The 18,903-nt window shown below is 70.4% G+C and carries 12 protein-coding genes; 6 read left to right on the forward strand and 6 right to left on the reverse strand.

What is annotated here, in order from left to right; genetic code table 11:
• Nucleotides 1-89: 89 nt before the first annotated feature.
• Together AC3ET3_RS05050 and AC3ET3_RS05055 are read right to left on the reverse strand one after the other, a co-directional pair.
• A complete protein-coding gene (locus AC3ET3_RS05050) occupies nt 90-950 on the reverse strand; it encodes a phosphatase PAP2 family protein (RefSeq protein ID WP_432135690.1) in 861 nt (286 codons plus the stop codon).
• Nucleotides 951-1,082: 132 nt separating this feature from the next.
• Nucleotides 1,083-2,117, reverse strand: a complete 1,035-nt coding sequence (locus tag AC3ET3_RS05055) for a LacI family DNA-binding transcriptional regulator (protein WP_432135689.1) — start codon at nt 2,115-2,117, stop codon at nt 1,083-1,085.
• 509 nt (nt 2,118-2,626) lie between these two features.
• Here AC3ET3_RS05055 and AC3ET3_RS05060 point away from each other — a divergent pair.
• From AC3ET3_RS05060 to AC3ET3_RS05075, 4 genes are all read left to right on the forward strand, one after another.
• Complete coding sequence (locus AC3ET3_RS05060) at nt 2,627-3,907, forward strand: extracellular solute-binding protein (RefSeq protein WP_432135688.1); 1,281 nt, start codon at nt 2,627-2,629, stop codon at nt 3,905-3,907.
• Between the two features lie 118 nt (nt 3,908-4,025).
• Entirely contained in the window at nt 4,026-5,030 is a 1,005-nt protein-coding gene (locus AC3ET3_RS05065; protein ID WP_432135687.1) for a carbohydrate ABC transporter permease, read from the forward strand.
• A gap of 13 nt (nt 5,031-5,043) precedes the next feature.
• Complete coding sequence (locus AC3ET3_RS05070; protein WP_435611692.1) at nt 5,044-5,955, forward strand: sugar ABC transporter permease; 912 nt, start codon at nt 5,044-5,046, stop codon at nt 5,953-5,955.
• A gap of 164 nt (nt 5,956-6,119) precedes the next feature.
• Nucleotides 6,120-7,796 carry a glycoside hydrolase family 13 protein gene (locus AC3ET3_RS05075; protein ID WP_432155810.1) on the forward strand — a complete coding sequence of 559 codons (1,677 nt, stop codon included), beginning with the start codon at nt 6,120-6,122 and terminating at the stop codon, nt 7,794-7,796.
• 304 nt (nt 7,797-8,100) lie between these two features.
• Here AC3ET3_RS05075 and AC3ET3_RS05080 read toward each other — a convergent pair whose 3' ends face one another.
• The gene (locus AC3ET3_RS05080) at nt 8,101-10,167 is read right to left on the reverse strand and encodes a carbohydrate-binding module family 20 domain-containing protein (RefSeq protein ID WP_432135685.1); all 2,067 of its coding nucleotides are present in this window, start codon (nt 10,165-10,167) and stop codon (nt 8,101-8,103) included.
• Nucleotides 10,168-10,379: 212 nt separating this feature from the next.
• Between AC3ET3_RS05080 and pulA the strand changes: the two genes are divergently transcribed.
• Together pulA and AC3ET3_RS05090 are read left to right on the forward strand one after the other, a co-directional pair.
• On the forward strand, nt 10,380-15,770 hold the full coding sequence (pulA, locus tag AC3ET3_RS05085) for a pullulanase-type alpha-1,6-glucosidase (protein WP_435611693.1): 5,391 nt from the start codon (nt 10,380-10,382) through the stop codon (nt 15,768-15,770).
• A gap of 34 nt (nt 15,771-15,804) precedes the next feature.
• A complete protein-coding gene (locus AC3ET3_RS05090) occupies nt 15,805-16,158 on the forward strand; it encodes a 5-carboxymethyl-2-hydroxymuconate Delta-isomerase (protein WP_432135683.1) in 354 nt (117 codons plus the stop codon).
• A 7-nt stretch (nt 16,159-16,165) separates the two neighbouring features.
• Here AC3ET3_RS05090 and AC3ET3_RS05095 read toward each other — a convergent pair whose 3' ends face one another.
• From AC3ET3_RS05095 to AC3ET3_RS05105, 3 genes are read right to left on the reverse strand one after another with little or no spacing between them, the layout of a single operon-like run.
• Entirely contained in the window at nt 16,166-16,882 is a 717-nt protein-coding gene (locus AC3ET3_RS05095) for a TetR/AcrR family transcriptional regulator (protein ID WP_432135682.1), read from the reverse strand.
• A 56-nt stretch (nt 16,883-16,938) separates the two neighbouring features.
• On the reverse strand, nt 16,939-17,979 hold the full coding sequence (locus tag AC3ET3_RS05100; protein ID WP_432135681.1) for a PDR/VanB family oxidoreductase: 1,041 nt from the start codon (nt 17,977-17,979) through the stop codon (nt 16,939-16,941).
• Nucleotides 17,979-18,857, reverse strand: coding sequence for a metal-dependent hydrolase (locus tag AC3ET3_RS05105; RefSeq protein WP_432135680.1), 879 nt, complete (start codon nt 18,855-18,857; stop codon nt 17,979-17,981). The genes AC3ET3_RS05100 and AC3ET3_RS05105 overlap by 1 nt, the downstream gene beginning before the upstream one ends.
• Between the last annotated feature and the right edge of the window lie 46 nt (nt 18,858-18,903).

Raw genomic sequence — 18,903 nt, forward strand, 5'->3', positions numbered from 1 at the left:
CCGCCGGGACCGGACCGCGTGCCCGTGGCGTCTCCAGGGGCGCGGTCCGGAGGGACGGCCAGGCCACCGCCGTCGCCCACCCGCCCCGGCTATGCCTTGGTCGGCAGCAGCCGTCCCTCGGAGCCCCGGGGCGGTAGCACGCGCGGCAGGGCGTACGGCAGGGTGCCGTACCAGAGCCCGGCCACCAGGAAGCCGAAGGCGAGGCAGAGGACGCCGCCCACCGCGTCCAGCCAGAAGTGGTTGGCGGTGGCGACGATGACCACCAGGGTCAGGGCGGGGTAGAGCACGCCGAGCACCCGGACCCACGGCGCGCGGGCCAGCGCGAAGATAGTCAGCCCGCACCACAGCGCCCAGCCGATGTGCATGGACGGCATCGCCGCGTACTGGTTCGACATGTCCTTCAGGTCACCGGAGGCCAGCGAGCCCCAGGTCTGATGGGCCAGCACCGTGTCGACGAAGTGCCCGCCGGGCATCAACCGGGGCGGGGCGAGCGGATACACGTAGTAACCGACCAGGGCCGTGGCGGTGGTCACGAACAGCACCAGCCGGGTCGCCGCGTAGCGGCCGGGGTGACTGCGGAACAGCCACACCAGGACACCGAGCGTCACCACGAAATGCAGGGTCGCGTAGTAGTAGTTCATGACCACGATCAGCCAAGTCACCGAACCCACGGCGTGGTTGACCGACTGCTCGAAGGCCAGGCCGAGTTGGTGCTCCACCCGCCAGATCCAGTCCGCGTTGCGCAGCGCCTCGCCGCGCTGCTCCGGTACCGCGTTGCGCACCAGCGAGTACGTCCAGTAACTCACGGCGATCAGCAGGATCTCGAACCACAGCCGGGGCCGACGGGGGGCGCGAATCCGTCGTGACGGCGCATTCGTCGCTTCGGCCGTGACGCGGGGCGGAACGGCCTCTTCGCGGCCTTCCAGTGACGTCACCGGCAAATCACCCATGAATCCAGAGTCTGCCAGAAAAGCCCTTCTCCTCCGATCATCCTCCGGTCGGGTTGCGCGTGCACGTCCTACCGCGGTCGGATGTGACCGGATCCTCCGCGCGCACGGCGGGGAACCGGCCATCCCTCCGTCTCAGGGACGATGCCGGCCCCCGGGGGCCGACGCCGTCGAACCGCGCACCACCAGCTCCGGCATGAACACGAACTCGCTGTGCGGCGCGGGCGTCCCGCCGATCTCCTCGAGCAGCGTGCGCACCGCGGCCTGCCCCATCGCGGGCACCGGCTTGCGGACCGTGGTCAGCGGCGGGTCGGTGAACGCGATCAGCGGGGAGTCGTCGAAGCCGACCACCGAGACGTCCTGCGGCACCGCGAGCCCCCGCTGCCGGGCCGCTCGTATGGCGCCGAGGGCCATCATGTCGCTGGCGCACACCACGGCCGTGCAGTCGCGGTCGATCAGGGCGGTGGCCGCCGCCTGGCCGCCCTCCAGGGTGTACAGGGAGTGCTGGACCAGCTCCGTCTCGATCGTCTCGGGATCCAGTCCCACCTGGTCCTGCATCGCGCGGACGAACCCCTCGATCTTGCGCTGCACCGGCACGAACCGCTTCGGGCCGAGCGCCAGCCCGATCCGGATGTGGCCGAGCGACGCCAGGTGCGTGACCGCCAGTTGCATCGCCGCGCGGTCGTCGGGGGAGATGAACGGCGCCTGCACCTTGGGGGAGAAGCCGTCGACGAGGACGAACGGCACCCCCTGGCCGCGCAGCTGCTCGTAGCGCTGGGTGTCGGCGGTGGTGTCCGCGTGCAGGCCGGACACGTAGATGATCCCCGAGACGCCCCGGTCGACCAGCATCTCGGTGAGTTCGTCCTCGGTGGAGCCGCCCGGGGTCTGGGTGGCGAGGACGGGCGTGTAGCCCTGGCGGGTCAGCGCCTGGCCGATGACCTGGGCCAGGGCCGGGAATATCGGGTTCTCCAGTTCGGGGGTTATCAGCCCGACCAGACCCGCGCTGCGCTGTCTGAGCCGCACCGGACGCTCGTAGCCGAGCACGTCGAGTGCGGCGAGCACGGACTGGCGGGTGGTGGCGGCGACGCCCGGCTTCCCGTTGAGGACCCGGCTGACGGTCGCTTCGCTCACCCCCGCCTGCGCAGCGATATCGGCAAGCCGTGTGGTCACGGGGTTCGACTGTACCGGCCGGGTCTCGCCTTGCACACCGATCGGACGCCTGGTGCGAAGTGGGGGGCGGCCCGGTGCGGGCTGCTGCGTCATCGCGCTCCCTTGTGAGTGTTGTCGGCGTCTGGGCTCCTGCTCCTGCAAGGGACCTCTGCGGCGATGGTCCCCTCACTGCAAACAGATGGCAAGAGCTTTCAGAGTCTTGCACAACCCGTGCCCGGGGTGCCGCGCAGCGTGAAACCGGGGCGTAACCGGTCCTCATAAAGAGGCATGGCTCGATCTCGGATCGGTCTGGTCGAGGTCACGCCCGAATAACTTCAGAGATCTCTTGCACTTTTTTTCTGCAAGGTCTTTCGCAACGCTTACATCGCTGTTACGTTCACGTCGCCCGACGGCCTCCTCCACGTCCCATGACGCGGGGGCACCCCCAGCGGCGCAGTCGGCGAAGTCGGCAGGGACGGTGGACGACCGCTCCCTGCAGCCAGACGGGCTTTCACCCTCAAGGAGAACTCATGCGGCGTGGCATAGCGGCCACCGCGCTGGTGGCATCCCTCGCCCTCGCGGCGACGGCCTGCGGCGGCGGGGACGACAGCGGCAGCGACTCGAAGAGCGGGCCGGTCACCATCACCTGGTGGGACACCTCGAACGCCACGAACGAGGCGCCGACGTACCAGGCCCTGATCAAGGAATTCGAGGCGGCCAACAAGGACGTCAAGGTCAAGTACGTCAACGTGCCCTTCGACCAGGCGCAGAACAAGTTCGACACCGCCGCCGGCGCCTCCGGCGCCCCGGACGTGCTGCGCTCCGAGGTCGGCTGGACCCCGGCGTTCGCGAAGAAGGGCTACTTCCTGCCGCTGGACGGCACCGAGGCCCTCGCCGAGCAGGACAAGTTCAAGTCCAACCTGCTGGAGCAGGCGAAGTACGAAGGCAAGACCTACGGCGTGCCGCTGGTCACCGACACGCTCGCCCTGGTCTACAACAAGGCCCTCTTCGCGAAGGCCGGCATCACCGAGGCCCCCAAGACGTGGGACGACCTGAAGAAGGCCGCCGCCACCATCAAGGACAAGACCGGCGTCGACGGCTACTGGGGCTCCGCCACCGCCGGCTACTACGCCCAGCCCTTCCTCTACGGCGAGGGCACCGACACGGTCGACGCCGACGCCAAGAAGATCACCGTGAACTCGCCGGCCGCGAAGAAGGCGTACGGCACCTGGCTGAGCCTGTTCGACGGCAAGGGCCTGCACAAGGCCGACACCACCGCCGACGCCTACGCCCACATCCAGGACGCGTTCGTCAACGGCAAGGTCGCCGCGATCATCCAGGGCCCCTGGGAGATCACCAACTTCTACAAGGGCTCGGCCTTCGCGGACAAGGCCAACCTCGGCATCGCCACCGTCCCGGCCGGCTCCACCGGCAAGGCGGGCGCCCCGACCGGCGGCCACAACCTCTCGGTCTACGCCGGCTCCGACAAGGCCCACCAGCAGGCCGCGCTGAAGTTCATCAAGTTCATGACCAGCGCGAAGTCCCAGTCGGCCATCGCGCTGAAGAACTCCACGCTGCCCACCCGTGACGACGCCTACACCGACGAGGTCAAGGCCGACCCGGGCATCGCCGGCTACGGCGCCGTCCTCGCCTCCGCCCAGCCGCGCCCCGCGCTGCCGGAGTACAGCTCCCTGTGGGGCCCGCTGGACACCGAGCTGCCCAAGATCGCCAGTGGCAAGGAGCCCCTGGACAAGGGCCTGAGCAACGCTGAACTCGCCATCACCAAGCTGGTGCCGGACTTCAGCAAGTGAGCCCGTGTGGCCGCCGGATCCCCGTGACCAGGGGGGGAGGGATCCGGCGGCCACCGGCCTGTGCGCCGTACCCACCGATCTTCCAGCAGGTCATCGCTCTTTTCAGAAGGTGTCGAACATGACAGTCGCCATCGACCGCGCCACGGGCAAGCGCCACGGTGATCGCGCACCCCGGCCCGGGCTGGGGCAGCGCCTGAAGCGCAGCTACCAGAAGAACTGGTACGCCTACGCGATGATCGCCCCGGTGGTGGTCGTCCTCGGCGTCCTCGTCATCTATCCCCTGGTGTACGGCTTCTACCTCACCCTGACCGACGCCACCAGCCTCAACACCGCGCGCACGATCGGCGCCAACCACATCGACGCCACCTACCAGTTCATCGGCCTCGACAACTACGCCGACATCCTGTGGGGCCCCACCGCCTACGACCGCTTCTGGTCGCACTTCATCTGGACGATCTTCTGGACGGCCGCCTGCGTCGCCCTGCACTACTCCATCGGCCTCGGCCTCGCGCTGCTGCTGAACCAGAAGCTGCGCGGCCGCACCTTCTACCGGCTGATCCTCATCCTGCCGTGGGCCGTCCCGACGTTCGTCACCGTCTTCGGCTGGCGCTTCATGCTCGCCGACGGCGGCATCATCAACATCGGTCTCGACGCGCTGCACCTGCCCACTCCGGCCTGGCTGGAGGACACCTTCTGGCAGCGGTTCTCCGCGATCATGGTCAACACCTGGTGCGGTGTGCCGTTCATGATGATCTCGCTGCTCGGCGGCCTTCAGTCCATCGACTCCTCGCTCTACGAGGCCGCCGAGATGGACGGCGCCACCGCCTGGCAGCGGTTCCGCTACGTCACCCTGCCGGGCCTGCGCTCGGTCAGCTCCACCGTCGTGCTGCTCGGCATCATCTGGACCTTCAACCAGTTCGCCGTGATCTTCCTGCTGTTCGGCACCACCGCCCCCGACGCGCAGATCCTCGTCACCTGGGCGTACTACCTCGGCTTCGGACAGCAGCCGCGTGCCTTCGCCGAGTCGGCCGCCTACGGCATGCTGCTGCTGGCCGTCCTCGTCGTGTTCACCTCGTTCTACCGCCGCTGGCTGAACCGCAACGAGCAGCAGCTCGCGATCTGAGGCAGGAGTCATCATGAGCACCACCACCGTCGAGAACTCCGCCCCGGCGACCGAGCGCCCCACCGCGTCGGCCCGGGCGGGCAAGGTCCGCGGCCGCGGCGAGCGCGGCCCGCTGGCCTCCCTCGCCTCCCACGGCATCCTCAGCGCCGCCGCCGTCATCGCGCTGTTCCCGGTCGCCTGGCTGGTCTTCCTCTCCCTCGGGCCGGACAAGGACGACTACCTGCACCCGGGCCGCATCTGGGACAAGATGACGTTCGACAACTACTCGTTCGTCCTGCAGCACACGAACTTCTTCGAGTGGATGAAGAGTTCGCTGATCGTCTCGCTCGGCACCACGGTCATCGGCGTCTTCGTCGCGGCCACCACCGGCTACGCCGTCTCCCGCATGCGCTTCCCCGGCTACCGGAAGCTGATGTGGGTGCTGCTGGTGACCCAGATGTTCCCGATCGCCGTGCTGATCGTGCCGATGTACCAGATCCTGTCCGACCTGCAGCTGATCAACAACTACCTCGGCCTGATCCTCGTCTACTGCTCGACGGCCGTGCCCTACAGCGCCTGGCTGCTCAAGGGGTACTTCGACACCATCCCCTTCGAGATCGACGAGGCCGGCCGGGTCGACGGACTCTCGCCGTTCGGGACGTTCATCCGGCTGATCCTGCCGCTCGCCCGGCCCGGCCTGGCGGTCGCCGCCTTCTACAACTTCATCACCGCCTTCGGCGAGGTCGCCTTCGCCTCGACGTTCATGCTCGACGACACCAAGTACACCTTCGCCGTCGGCCTGCAGAGCTTCGTCAGCGAACACGACGCCCAGCGCAACCTGATGGCCGCCACCGCGGTGCTGATCGCGATACCCGTCTCCGCGTTCTTCTACCTCGTGCAGAAGAACCTGGTGACGGGCCTCACCGCGGGCGGAACGAAGGGCTGACGCCCTTCGCCCGACCCCCGGGTGAGCAGGTTCCCGCGCAGTTCGCCGCGCGGGTGGCGGCCGCGGTGTCCATCCGACCCCGCTGACCCGCGGCCGCCTCGTCACCCGCCGCCGACCCGACCGAACCCATGACTCCGTTATTCATCAAGGACGCCAAGGACGCCATGAGCCAGCAGCAGACTGTCGCCACCGACGCCGTCACCGACCCGGCCCCCGGCACCGCCGTCACCAAGCGCCGCGACTGGTGGCGGGACGCGGTGATCTACCAGGTCTATCCGCGCAGCTTCGCCGACAGCAACGGCGACGGCATGGGCGACCTGGAAGGCGTGCGCTCCCGCCTGCCCTACCTGCGCGACCTCGGTGTGGACGCCGTGTGGCTCAGCCCCTTCTACGCCTCCCCGCAGGCCGACGCCGGCTACGACGTCGCCGACTACCGCGCCGTGGACCCGATGTTCGGCAACCTCCTCGATGCCGACGCCCTGATCCGCGACGCCCACGAGCTGAACCTGCGCGTCATCGTCGACCTGGTGCCCAACCACTCCTCCGACCAGCACGAGTGGTTCAAGCGCGCGGTGGCCGACGGCCCGGGCTCCCCGCTGCGGGACCGCTACCACTTCCGCCCCGGCAAGGGCGAGAACGGCGAACTCCCGCCGAACGACTGGGAGTCCATCTTCGGCGGCCCGGCCTGGACGCGGGTCCCCGACGGCGAGTGGTACCTCCACCTCTTCGCCCCCGAGCAGCCCGACTTCAACTGGGAGCACCCGGCGGTCGGCGACGAGTTCCGCTCCATCCTGCGCTTCTGGCTCGACATGGGCGTCGACGGCTTCCGCATCGACGTCGCCCACGGCCTGGTGAAGGCGGCCGGACTGCCCGACCTCGGCGCCCACGACCAGCTCAAGCTGCTGGGCAACGATGTCATGCCGTTCTTCGACCAGGACGGCGTGCACGACATCTACCGCGAGTGGCGGCTGGTCCTCGACGAGTACGCCGGCGAACGCATCTTCGTCGCCGAGGCCTGGACCCCGACCGTCGAGCGCACCGCCAACTACGTCCGCCCCGACGAACTCCACCAGGCGTTCAACTTCCAGTACCTGTCCACGGACTGGGACGCGGAGCAGCTGCGGACCGTCATCGACCGCACCCTGGAGGCGATGCGCCCGGTGGGCGCCCCCGCGACCTGGGTGCTGTCCAACCACGACGTCACCCGCCACGCCACCCGCTTCGCCAACCCGCCCGGCCTCGGCACCCAGATCCGCACCGCCGGCGACCGCGCACTCGGCCTGCGCCGCGCCCGGGCCGCCACCCTGCTGATGCTGGCTCTCCCCGGCTCCGCCTACGTCTACCAGGGCGAGGAGCTGGGCCTGCCCGACGTCGTCGACCTGCCCGACGAGGTCCGCCAGGACCCCGCGTACTTCCGCGGCGCCGGCCAGGACGGCTTCCGCGACGGCTGCCGGGTGCCGATCCCCTGGACCCGCGAGGGCTCCTCGTACGGCTTCGGCTCCGGCGGCAGCTGGCTGCCGCAGCCCGCCGAGTGGGCCGGCCTCAGCGTCGAGGCGCAGACCGGCGACCCCGACTCCACCCTGGAGCTCTACCGTTCGGCACTGGCCGTCCGCCGCGCCCAGGCCGACCTCGGCACCGGCGACCGCGTCGAGTGGCTCAAGGCCCCCGAGGGCGTCCTCGCCTTCCGCCGGGGCGAGTTCGTCTGCGTCACCAACACCACCGCCGAGTCCGTCAGCGTCCCCGTCCACGGCCGTCTCCTCCTCACCAGCGGCGAGGTGGCCGAGTCCGACGGCGAGGCGAAGATCCCGGCCGACACGACGGCCTGGTGGACCACCGCCTGACACTCCGCCCCTGACGATGCCCGCCCCTCCGTCACGGAGGGGCGGGCATCTGCCGTGTGCACCCCCGCACCCGGCGCACGGAACCCGCAGCCGGCCTCGGACGCCGGGGCGGACGGCCCCGCGTACCGCCGGGGCGGACGGTCACGACGGGGTGCTCCCGACGGGCGTCACGTCGCTCCACGCGCTGTCGGGAAGACCGCGCAGGCGACTCCCGAACCCGGCAAGCCCGAAGACCCCGGCCGGGTGGGGCCGGGGTCCTGGGCCGATCAGCGGTGGAGGACTCGACGGGGGCCTGGGCGGAGGGCTACTTCCAGGTGTCCGCGGCCGTGTAGCCGGTCGCCGTGCCCGTCGTGTACGAGCGGTTGGTGCCCGACTCCCACGTCACGTTCCCGGAGCTGTCCTTCTTGACGTACTTGTACTCGAAGGCCGTGCTCCCGGGGACGATCACCGCCTTGCTCCACGTCGGGTAGGACGCGGACGACAGCGGGATCGCGTTCGCCGGGTTCCAGGAACCCAGGGAGGGGAGGGAGCCGACGACGTAGACGCCGGTGCCCCAGGTGGTGGTGGCGTCGACGTTGAAGGTGAGGTCGGTCGCGTCGGTGTCCGCGAGGTTCCAGGAGTTGTTCAGGGTCAGGGCCGAGGTGCCGGCCGTCGCGGACCGGTTGGGGTCGGACTCCCAGGTCACGTTGCCCGCGCTGTCCTTCTTGACGTACTTGAAGCTGAAGGAGGTGCCCACCGGCACGTTCACCGCGCCCGACCAGACCGGGTAGCCGGCGGACGACAGCTTGACCGCCTTGGCGGGGTCCCAGCCGCCGAGGGCGGGCAGGGAGCCGACCACGTAGACGTCCTGGCCGGCGGAGGTCGGGGCGTACTCGTTGAAGGTGGCGGTCACCGTGGAGACGGGGTCGCCACCGCCCCCGCAGGTCGTGCAGGGGGTGAACTCGCCATCGTAGAAGGCGACCGCTCCCTTCGCGGGGATGGTCAGCGTCGCGTTGCCGCCCGTCACCGTCACCGTCGTCGCGCCGTTGTCGACGACGTTCGCGTACGTGCCGTCGGCCATGCCGGTCGCGAAGGTGTGGGTGGCCGCCGTCGAGCCGTTGTTGATGGCGATGTAGCCGGCCGTGCCGCGGCCGAAGCCGATGACGTCCGAGGACTTCGTCGACCAGTTGGCCACCGCCTCGGAGCCGACCGCGTTGTGCCACTTCACCATGCCGGTGATGGCCGGGTCGCGCTGCAGGCAGTACCAGCCGGACGAGCAGTTCGTGTCGCTGACGAAGCCGCCGGAGTTCGGCGGGGCCTGGTCCGAGGAGGAGAACTCGAAGCCGGAGTAGACCGTCGGCGTCGACCACTTGTAGGCGAGCTGGAAGACGTTGGCGAGCCGGTAGGTGTCGCCGTCCTTGTAGCTCAGGTGCATGCCGTTGCGCTCGGTGTCGTGGTTGGTCACGAAGGACACCGAGCCGGCCGGGTCGAGCACCCCGGACGAGGGCAGGGACTGCAGGTCGCCGATGTTGCCCTGGAAGGCCGACTTCAGCTTGCTCGCGTAGGTGAAGTCGAGGACGTCACCCGAGGCGTAGTAGTCCGAGGCGGCCGGGGTCGCGCCCGGGTAGACCTCCTGGAAGATGTACGGCTGCGCACCCGAGGTGGTGTCGTCCAGCTTGGCCCAGATCGCGTTGAGGTCGGCGACCGGCATGTGCTTGGCGGCGTCGATGCGGAACCCGTCAACGCCGAGGGCGATCTGCTGGTTGAGGTAGGCGGCGATGCCCGAGCGGACGTGGTCGCTCTCGGTCTTCAGGTCGGGCAGACCGAGGAGTTCGCAGTTCTGCACCTCGGAGAGGTTCGCCCAGTCGTCGATGATCAGGTCCGAGTCGTTGCACTCGGCGGAGGTGTGGTAGTCGCCGGGGTCCCAGTCCGGGGTGTCGTACTTGTTCCCGATCGTCGTGCCGGCATAGCCGGTGCCGGTCTGGGCCGCGGTGTGGTTGATCACCGCGTCCGTGTAGACCTTCACCCCTGCCGCATGGCAGGTGGACACCATGTCGGCGAACTGCGCCGCCGTCCCGAGGCGACCGCTGAGCTGGTAGGAGTACGGCTGGTAGAGGTCCCACCAGTAGTGGTTCGCCTGCTTGAGCGACTCGGAGGGCGGGGCGACCCACACCGCGCCGTAGCCGTTCGGGCCGAGCACGTCCGTGCACTCGGCGGCGACCGACGTCCAGTTGTAGGACCAGAGGTTGGCGATGACGTCGCCGGAGGCGGTGGGGTCCGCCTGGGCGGGCGTGGCGGGCAGGGCGAGGGCGCCGGCCAGCGCCAGCGCGCCGGCGGCGGCGGTGGTCGCGGCCCGGCGCAACAGGCCCGGCGGTCGGGGGGTGTTCTGCATGTGCGGCTCCGGATGTGGGGTGGGGAGGTAGCTGACGCATGGTGAGAGTGCGGTGGTTGATCAAGCAACGTCAAGACTCTTGTTGAAAGTTCTTGCTGTGTGTTTCAACAGTCTTGCTGTAAAGCTTTCGTTAGCGATACGGTCGCGCGGGGTCGGACCCGTGGGGCCCTCCGGGGCCCCGATCGAGCCGCAATCGCAAGGAGTTCACGCCTGTGACACCCAGATGGCCGGCGCCCCCGCGGCGCCGAATACGGCAGGTCGGACGAGTCGCGGCGGTCACCGCGGCCACCCTGGCGAGCGCCCTGGTGCAGCCACTGGCCGCACAGGCGCAGACACCGCCCCCGCCGCCCTCGGACGCGAGACTCGCCTCGGCGCCCGCCCGGCACGACGCCACCCGCGAGCAGTTCTACTTCGTCCTCCCGGACCGCTTCGCCAACGGCGACACCGCCAACGACAGGGGCGGACTCACCGGTTCACGGCTGACCACCGGATACGACCCCACCGACAAGGGCTTCTACCAGGGCGGCGACCTCAAGGGCCTGACCCAGCGGCTCGACTACATCAAGGGCCTGGGCACCACCGCCATCTGGATGGCCCCCATCTTCAAGAACCAGCCCGTCCAGGGCACCGGCAGCAACGCCTCCGCCGGTTACCACGGTTACTGGATCACCGACTTCACCCAGGTCGACCCGCACTTCGGCACCAACCGCGACCTCAAGAACCTCATCTCCAAGGCGCACGCCAAGGGCATGAAGGTCTACTTCGACGTCATCACCAACCACACCGCCGACGTCGTCGACTACGAGGAGAAGTCCTACGGCTACCTCGCCAAGGGCGCCTTCCCCTACCTGACCGAGGACGGACGGCCGTTCGACGACGCGGACTACGCCGACGGCACCCGCCGCTTCCCCGAGGTCGACGCCGGCTCCTTCCCCCGCACGCCGAAGGCCACCAGCCGCAGCAAGGTCCCGGCCTGGCTCAACGACCCGACGATGTACCACAACCGGGGCGACTCGACGTACGCCGGTGAGTCCACCACGTACGGCGACTTCTCCGGGCTCGACGACCTGTGGACCGAGCGTCCCGAGGTCGTCCACGGCATGGAGAAGATCTACGAGCGCTGGGTGCGCGACTTCGCCGTGGACGGTTTCCGCATCGACACGGTCAAGCACGTCAACATGGAGTTCTGGACCCAGTGGGCCACCGCCCTCGACGCCTACGCGGCGAAGCGGGGCCGGGACGACTTCTTCATGTTCGGCGAGGTCTACTCCGCCGACACCTCCGTCACCTCGCCGTACGTCACCCAGGGCCGCCTCGACGCCACCCTCGACTTCCCCTTCCAGGAAGCGGCCCGGCAGTACGCCTCCCAGGGCGGCAGCGCGAAGAAGCTGGCCGCCGTCTTCGGCGACGACTACAAGTACACGACCGACAAGGCCAACGCCTACGAGCAGGTCACCTTCCTCGGCAACCACGACATGGGCCGCTTCGGGACGTTCCTGAAGCAGGACAACCCGGACGCCACCGACGCCGAACTGCTCGCCAAGGACCGCTTCGCCAACGAGCTGATGTTCCTCAGTCGCGGCAACCCGGTCGTCTACTACGGCGACGAGCAGGGATTCACCGGCAACGGCGGTGACAAGGACGCCCGCCAGACCCTGTTCGCCTCCCGCACCGCCGACTACCTCGACGACGACCAGATCGGCACCGACCGCACCCACGCGAGCGACGCCTACGACACCACCGCCCCGCTGTACCGGCGGATCGCCGAACTCGCCGCGCTGCGCAAGGCCAACCCGGCGCTCACCGACGGCGTCCAGACCGAGCGCTACGCGGCCGACGGGCCCGGCGTCTACGCCTTCTCCCGCACCGGCACGGACACCACCGAGTACGTCGTCGCGTTCAACAACGCCGGCGAGGCGAGGACGGCGACCTTCGCGACCGGCTCGGCCGGCATGGCCTTCCAGGGCATCTACGGCACCACCGCGAAGGTCACCTCCGACGCCGACCGCAGGATCACGGTCACCGTCCCGGCGGGCTCCGCGATCGTCCTCAAGGCGGCCGGCCGGCTCGCCGCACCGGCCACCGCGCCCACGATCACCCTCCACGCGCCGGCCGCCGGCGCCACCGGCACCGTCGAGCTGAGCGCGGACGTCGACGGGGGGCAGCTCGACCGGGTCGTCTTCGCCGCCCAGACCGGCAACGGCCCGTGGCGCGTCCTCGGCTCCGCCGACCACGCCCCGTACAAGGTCACCCAGGTCATCGGCGAGGACGTGCCCGCCGGGACCGCCCTGCGCTACAAGGCCGTCGTCGTCGACTCCGCCCGCCACCGGGCGAGCGCCACCGCCGCCTCCACCACGGGCGCCCCGCCCGCCGAGGAGATCCCCACCGCCTCCTCCCGCGACCACGCGGTCGTCCACTACAAGCGCGCCGACGGCGACTACGCGAACTGGGGCCTGTACGCCTGGGGCGACCTCGCCGACGGCGAGGCCACCGACTGGCCGGACAGCCACCCCTTCGCCGGCCGGGACGCCTACGGCGCCTTCGCCTACGTCAAGCTGAAGCCGGGCGCGTCCAACGTCGGCTTCCTGGTCATCGACAAGGACGGCACGAAGGACGTCTCCGCCGACCGCGCCATCGACGTCACCCGGACGGGCGAGGTGTGGATCGAGCAGGGCAAGGCCGACGTCCTCACCGAGCGGCCCGACCACCCGGCCCAGGACACCACCAAGGCCGTCCTGCACTACCACCGCGCCGGCGGCGACTACGACGGCTGGGGCCTGCACACCTGGACCGGGGCCGCGCGGCCCACCGAGTGGTCGAACCCCCTCGAGCCGGTGAAGACTGATGCCTATGGCGCGGTCTTCGAGGTGCCGCTCACCGAGGGTGCCACCAGCCTCAGCTACATCATCCACAAGGGCGACGAGAAGGATCTCCCGGCCGACCAGTCACTGGACCTCACCGCCGACGGGCACGAGGTGTGGCTGTTGAGCGGCCAGGAGGAGTACCTGCTGCCGCAGCCCGCCGGCAGCGCGGCGGCGCTCGACCTGACCACCTCCAAGGCGGTGTGGATCGACCGGGACACCCTCGCCTGGAACGGCTCCGAGGCGGCCGCCTCCACCCAGCTGGTCTACTCCCGCACCGGCTCGATCACCGTGGAGAACGGCACCCTGACCGGCGCCGACCAGAAGTGGCTGCGCCTGACGCGCACCGCCCTCACCGACGCCCAGAAGGCGAGGTTCCCGCACCTGAAGGACTACACCGCCTGGTCGGTCGACCCGCGCGACCGCGACCGGGTCCGCGCGGCCCTGCGCGGCCAGGTCGTCGCCTCCCAGCGGGCCGTGAACGGGGCGGTGCTCAGCGCGACCGGCGTGCAGATCGCCGGCGTCCTCGACGACCTGTACGACGCCACGGCGGCCAGGCTCGGCCCCACGTTCGGCAAGGGCCGGCCCACCCTGGCCGTCTGGGCCCCCACCGCCCAGTCGGTCGCGCTCGACCTGGACGGCAGGACCGTCGCCATGAAGCGGAACGACACCACCGGCGTCTGGTCGGTCACCGGACACCGGTCCTGGAAGAACAAGCCCTACCGGTACGTCGTCAAGGTGTGGGCGCCCAGCGTCCGCAAGGTCGTCACCAACAAGGTCACCGACCCCTACTCCCTCGCCCTCACCGCCGACTCCGAGCGCAGCCTGATCGTCGACCTGCACGACCGGGCCCTCGCGCCCCGCGGCTGGTCGACGTACACCAAGCCGAAGGCGGTGCCGCTGAAGGACGCCCAGATCCAGGAGCTGCACATCCGCGACTTCTCCGTCGCCGACCCGACGGCGGCGCACCCCGGCACCTACCTGGCCTTCGCGGACAAGGACAGCGACGGCTCGAAGCACCTGCGCGAGCTGGCGCGGTCCGGCACCTCCTACGTGCACCTGCTGCCGGCGTTCGACATCGCCACCATCCCCGAGAGGAAGGCCGACCAGGCGACCCCCGACTGCGACCTGGCCGCCCTGCCGGCCGACTCCGCCGAGCAGCAGGAGTGCGTGGCGGCGATCGCCGCGAAGGACGCCTTCAACTGGGGCTACGACCCGTACCACTACACGGTCCCCGAGGGCTCCTACGCCACCGACCCGGACGGCACCGCCCGCAACGTCGAGTTCCGCAAGATGGTGCAGGCGCTCAACGAGGACGGCCTGCGCGTCGTGATGGACGTCGTCTACAACCACACGGCGGCCGCCGGGCAGGCCGGCACCAGCGTCCTCGACAAGGTCGTCCCCGGCTACTACCAGCGGCTCCTCGCCGACGGCTCGGTCGCGAACAGCACCTGCTGCGCCAACACCGCCACCGAGAACGCCATGATGGGCAAGCTGGTCGTCGACTCGGTCGTCACCTGGGCCAAGGAGTACAAGGTCGACGGCTTCCGCTTCGACCTCATGGGCCACCACCCGAAGGCCAACATCCTCGCCGTCCGCAAGGCCCTGGACGCGCTGACGGTCGCGAAGGACGGCGTCGACGGCAAGAAGATCATCCTGTACGGCGAGGGCTGGAACTTCGGCGAGGTCGCCGACGACGCGCGCTTCGTGCAGGCCACCCAGAAGAACATGGCCGGCACCGGCATCGCCACCTTCTCCGACCGGGCCCGCGACGCGGTGCGCGGCGGTGGCCCCTTCGACGAGGACCCCGGCGTCCAGGGCTTCGCCTCCGGGCTCTACACCGACCCCAACTCCTCCACCCACAACGGCACGCCCGCCGAGCAGAAGGCCCGCCTGCTGCACTACCAGGACCTGATCAAGGTCGGGCTGTCCGGCAACCTCGCCGGCTACCGCTTCACCGACACCAGCGGCAAGCAGGTCAGGGGCTCCGACGTCGACTACAACGGCGCGCCCGCCGGATACGCGGCGGCCCCCGGCGACGCCCTCGCCTACGCCGACGCACACGACAACGAGTCGCTGTTCGACGCGCTGACCTACAAGCTGCCCGCCACCACGAGCGCGGCCGACCGGGGCCGGATGCAGGTCCTCGCCATGGCGACGGCCACCCTCTCGCAGGGCCCGTCCCTGTCCCAGGCCGGCACCGACCTGCTGCGCTCCAAGTCCCTGGACCGCAACTCCTACGACAGCGGTGACTGGTTCAACGCCATCCACTGGAACTGCGCCGCCGGCAACGGCTTCGGCCGGGGCCTGCCGATGGCGGCCGACAACGAGTCCAAGTGGCCGTACGCCAAGCCGCTGCTGTCCACGGTCGGCGTCGGCTGCGCGCAGATCGACGGCGCCTCGGCGGCGTACCGGGACCTGCTGCGGATCCGTACGACGGAGAGGGCGTTCTCCCTCGGCACCGCCGAGCGGGTGCAGTCGCAGCTGTCCTTCCCGCTGTCCGGCCCGCAGGAGACGCCCGGCGTGATCACCATGCGCCTCGGTGATCTGGTCGTCGTGTTCAACGCGACGCCGGACGCCCAGCGGCAGACCGTCACCGCGCTCGCCGGCTCGGCCTACCGGCTGCACCCGGTGCAGGCTGCGGGCGCGGACGCCACCGTGAAGCGGGCGGCGTACGAGCGGACCACCGGCACCTTCACGGTTCCGGCCCGAACGGTGGCGGTGTTCCGGCAACTAGGGTGATCCCGTCGCCGTCAGCGCAGGAACAGGAGTTCTCATGCCGCAGATCACCATCGAACGGTCCGGGCGTCTCGACCACGTCGACTGGGAGCAGGTCGCGCTCGCGCTGCACCCGGTGGTCGTCGGGACGGCTGCCGCACGGATCGAGGCGTGCAAGACCCGGGTCCTGCGCACCGAGGACGAGGCCGTCGGGGAGGAAGCCGACGGGCACGCCATCGTGAACGTCACGCTCGCCCTGCTCGCCGGCCGGAGCGACGAGACCAAGGGCAGGCTCACGGAGGCCGTGCTGGAGGTGCTGCGCAAGCACCTCGAACCGGCGGACGGCGTGCGGCTCCACCTGTCGGCCGAGGTCCGCGACCTCGACCCCTCCTACCGGAAGGCGGAGATCTGAAGCCGTCCTAGGACGCCAGAGCGACGAGCCGGGTGACCAGGTCCCCGAAGGGACCGTCACCCGGCTCGTTCTTCAGGGCCGGGCGCAGCAGGTCGCGCGTCCGGTCGTCATAGGCCGCGCTCACCGCCGCGAGTGCGGCGAAGTCGTGCACCAGCTGCAGTTCCAGCTCCCCGCGCGGGATGCGACGCCCGTCCAGCCAGAGCAGCGCCGTGGACTCGGCGAGCGAGATCCAGGAACGCACCACCAGTTCCAGCCGGGCCGGCGGGTCGCCGATCCCCAGGTGCGCCAGGATCTGCTCGTAGGCCCGCTGCCGCACGGAGTCGATGAGCGCGTTGGTGGTGGAGACGTGCTCCCGGGTGCCGACGCCGTCGGCGGGCACCGCCGGGCCGCCGCGCATGAGGGCGGCGAAGCCGGGCCCGTGGTCGTCGACGAAGTCGAAGTAGCGCCGCACCACCCGCAGCAGCCGGGCGCCGAGCGGGCCCTCGTGCGGTTCGACGAACCGGCTCGCCAGGTCGTCCGCCGCGCGCTTCAGCGCGGCCTCGTACAGACTGAGTTTGCCGGGGAAGTAGTGGTAGACCAGCGGCCGCGAGATGCCCGCGGCCGTCGCTATCTCGTCGATGGAGACCTCGTCCGGGGAACGGCGGGCGAACAGTTCGAGCGCGACGCCGATCAACTGCTGCCGCCGCTCCTCGACGCCCATTCTGCGGCGAACCCCGGTACTCATGCGAACACCTTACCGATCGGATCAGGCCGCGCACCGGCCGGACCTCCCGGGGCTGTTCACAGGTCGAGGACGAGCCGTCCGCCGCGCGCCCGCGAGACGCAGATCAGCATCGAGTCGGCGCGTTCCCCGTCGGTGAGCAGCTCGTCGCGGTGGTCGACCTCGCCCTCCAGCACCCGTTGCTGACAGGTCCCGCAGAACCCCTGCTCGCAGGAGTAGAGGGTGTCGGGCAGCTCCGCCCGCACCACGGCCAGCACGCTCCGGTCCGCCGGCACGGTCAACACCCTTCGGCTGCGGCGCAGTTCGAGCTCGAAGCCGGTCTCGCCGCCGGCCGCCGGGCGGGGCGCGAACCGCTCCAGCCGCACCTCGGGCACCCGCTCGGCCACGGCCGCCATCAGCCCCTGAGGCCCGCAGCAGTAGACGGCCGTCCCCTCGGGCAGCCGCGCGAACAGCGCGTCGAGGTCGGGGAGCCCCACCTCGTCCTCGGCGACCAGCGTGAGCCGTTCGCCCGCCAGTTCCTCGACCTCCCCGAGGAACGGCATCGACGCGCGGCTGCGCCCGCAGTACAGCAGCCGCCACGCGGTGCCCTCCGGCAGGGCCCGCAGCATGGGCAGGACCGGGGTGATCCCGATGCCGCCCGCGACGAAGACGTAGGAGTCGGCGGCGGCCAGCGGGAAACGGTTGCGCGGCCCGCGCACCTCGATCTCCCCGCCCTCGCGCAGCTGTTCGTGCACCTCGCGGGAGCCGCCCCGCCCGTCCTCGACCAGCCGCGCGGCGACCGTGTACGACGAGGTGTCCGCCGGGTCCCCGCACAGCGAGTACTGGCGGACCCGTCCGGACGGCAGCACCAGGTCGAGGTGCGCCCCGGGTTCCCAGCGGGGCAGGTCGTGCCCTTCCAGGCGCAGCCGTACGACCCCGTCGGCGATCCTGTCGTGCGAGGCGATCCGCAGCCGCAGCGCCCGGGAGCGCGGCCGGCCGGAGACGGGCTCGGGCAGGGCGGGCATCGGCCACAGCGGCGAGTCCTCGATCCGGCGCCGCAGGGCGCGCCTGACCAGCGGTACGGTCCCCGCGGCGACGGCGAGTGCGAGCGGCTTGCGCATCACGCGGCCCTCTTCTGTGCGGCGAGCGCGGCGGGGGAGCTCGCGAGGTAGGCGACGGCCTGGGCGGTGGAGCCCTCCTGGGACGGGTGGTAGGTACGGCTCAGATAGCGGGGGACGGAGCGCAGGAGCGCGCCGGTCGAGGGCAGGGTGCCGCGTCGGCCCCGCAGGTAGAAGTCCTTGAAGCCGGCCCGGCCGTCGTCGAGCGTCGGGTCGTTCGCCATGAAGAACCGGACCCCGCGCTGCCACAGGAACACCAGCGTCGCGAACGCCAGCGCCCAGGTCCGCACCCGGCGCCGGTAGCCGCCGTCCACGTACTGGAAGAGGTCGAAGGCGACCGACCGGTGCTCGACCTCCTCCGCGCCGTGCCAGCGCAGCAGGTCCAGCATGGTGGGGTCGGCGCCGCGCCGGTCCAGTTCCGCGGCGTTGAGCACCCAGTCGCCGAGGAACGCGGTGTAGTGCTCGATGGCCGCGATCAGCGCCACCCGCTCCATCAGCCACCAGCGGCGCGCCCGGCCCGGTGGCAGGGTGCGGTCGCCGAGCAGCTTCTCGAACATCCAGTCCACCTGCGCGGTGTAGGGCGTCGGGTCCAGGCCCTGTTCGCGCAGGTGCGGCAGCACCTCGTCGTGGGCCTGGGAGTGCATCGCCTCCTGCCCGATGAACCCGATGACGTCCTCGCGCAGCCGGTCGTCGCGGATGTACGGCAGCACCTGCCGGTAGACGTGCACGAACCAGCGTTCGCCGGCCGGCAGCAGCAGGTGCAGGACGTTGATGGTGTGCGTGGTGAACGGGTCCCCGGGCACCCAGTGCAGCGGGGTGTCCTCCCAGGAGAAGGACACCTTCCGCGCCGTGAGCGGTATCCGCTCCGCCTTGTTAGACATGTTGTCAATGTACTGATGGGTAGACCCAGGGGGAATCCCCGTGCGG

The sequence above is a fragment of the Streptomyces sp. bgisy159 genome (assembly GCF_057707805.1).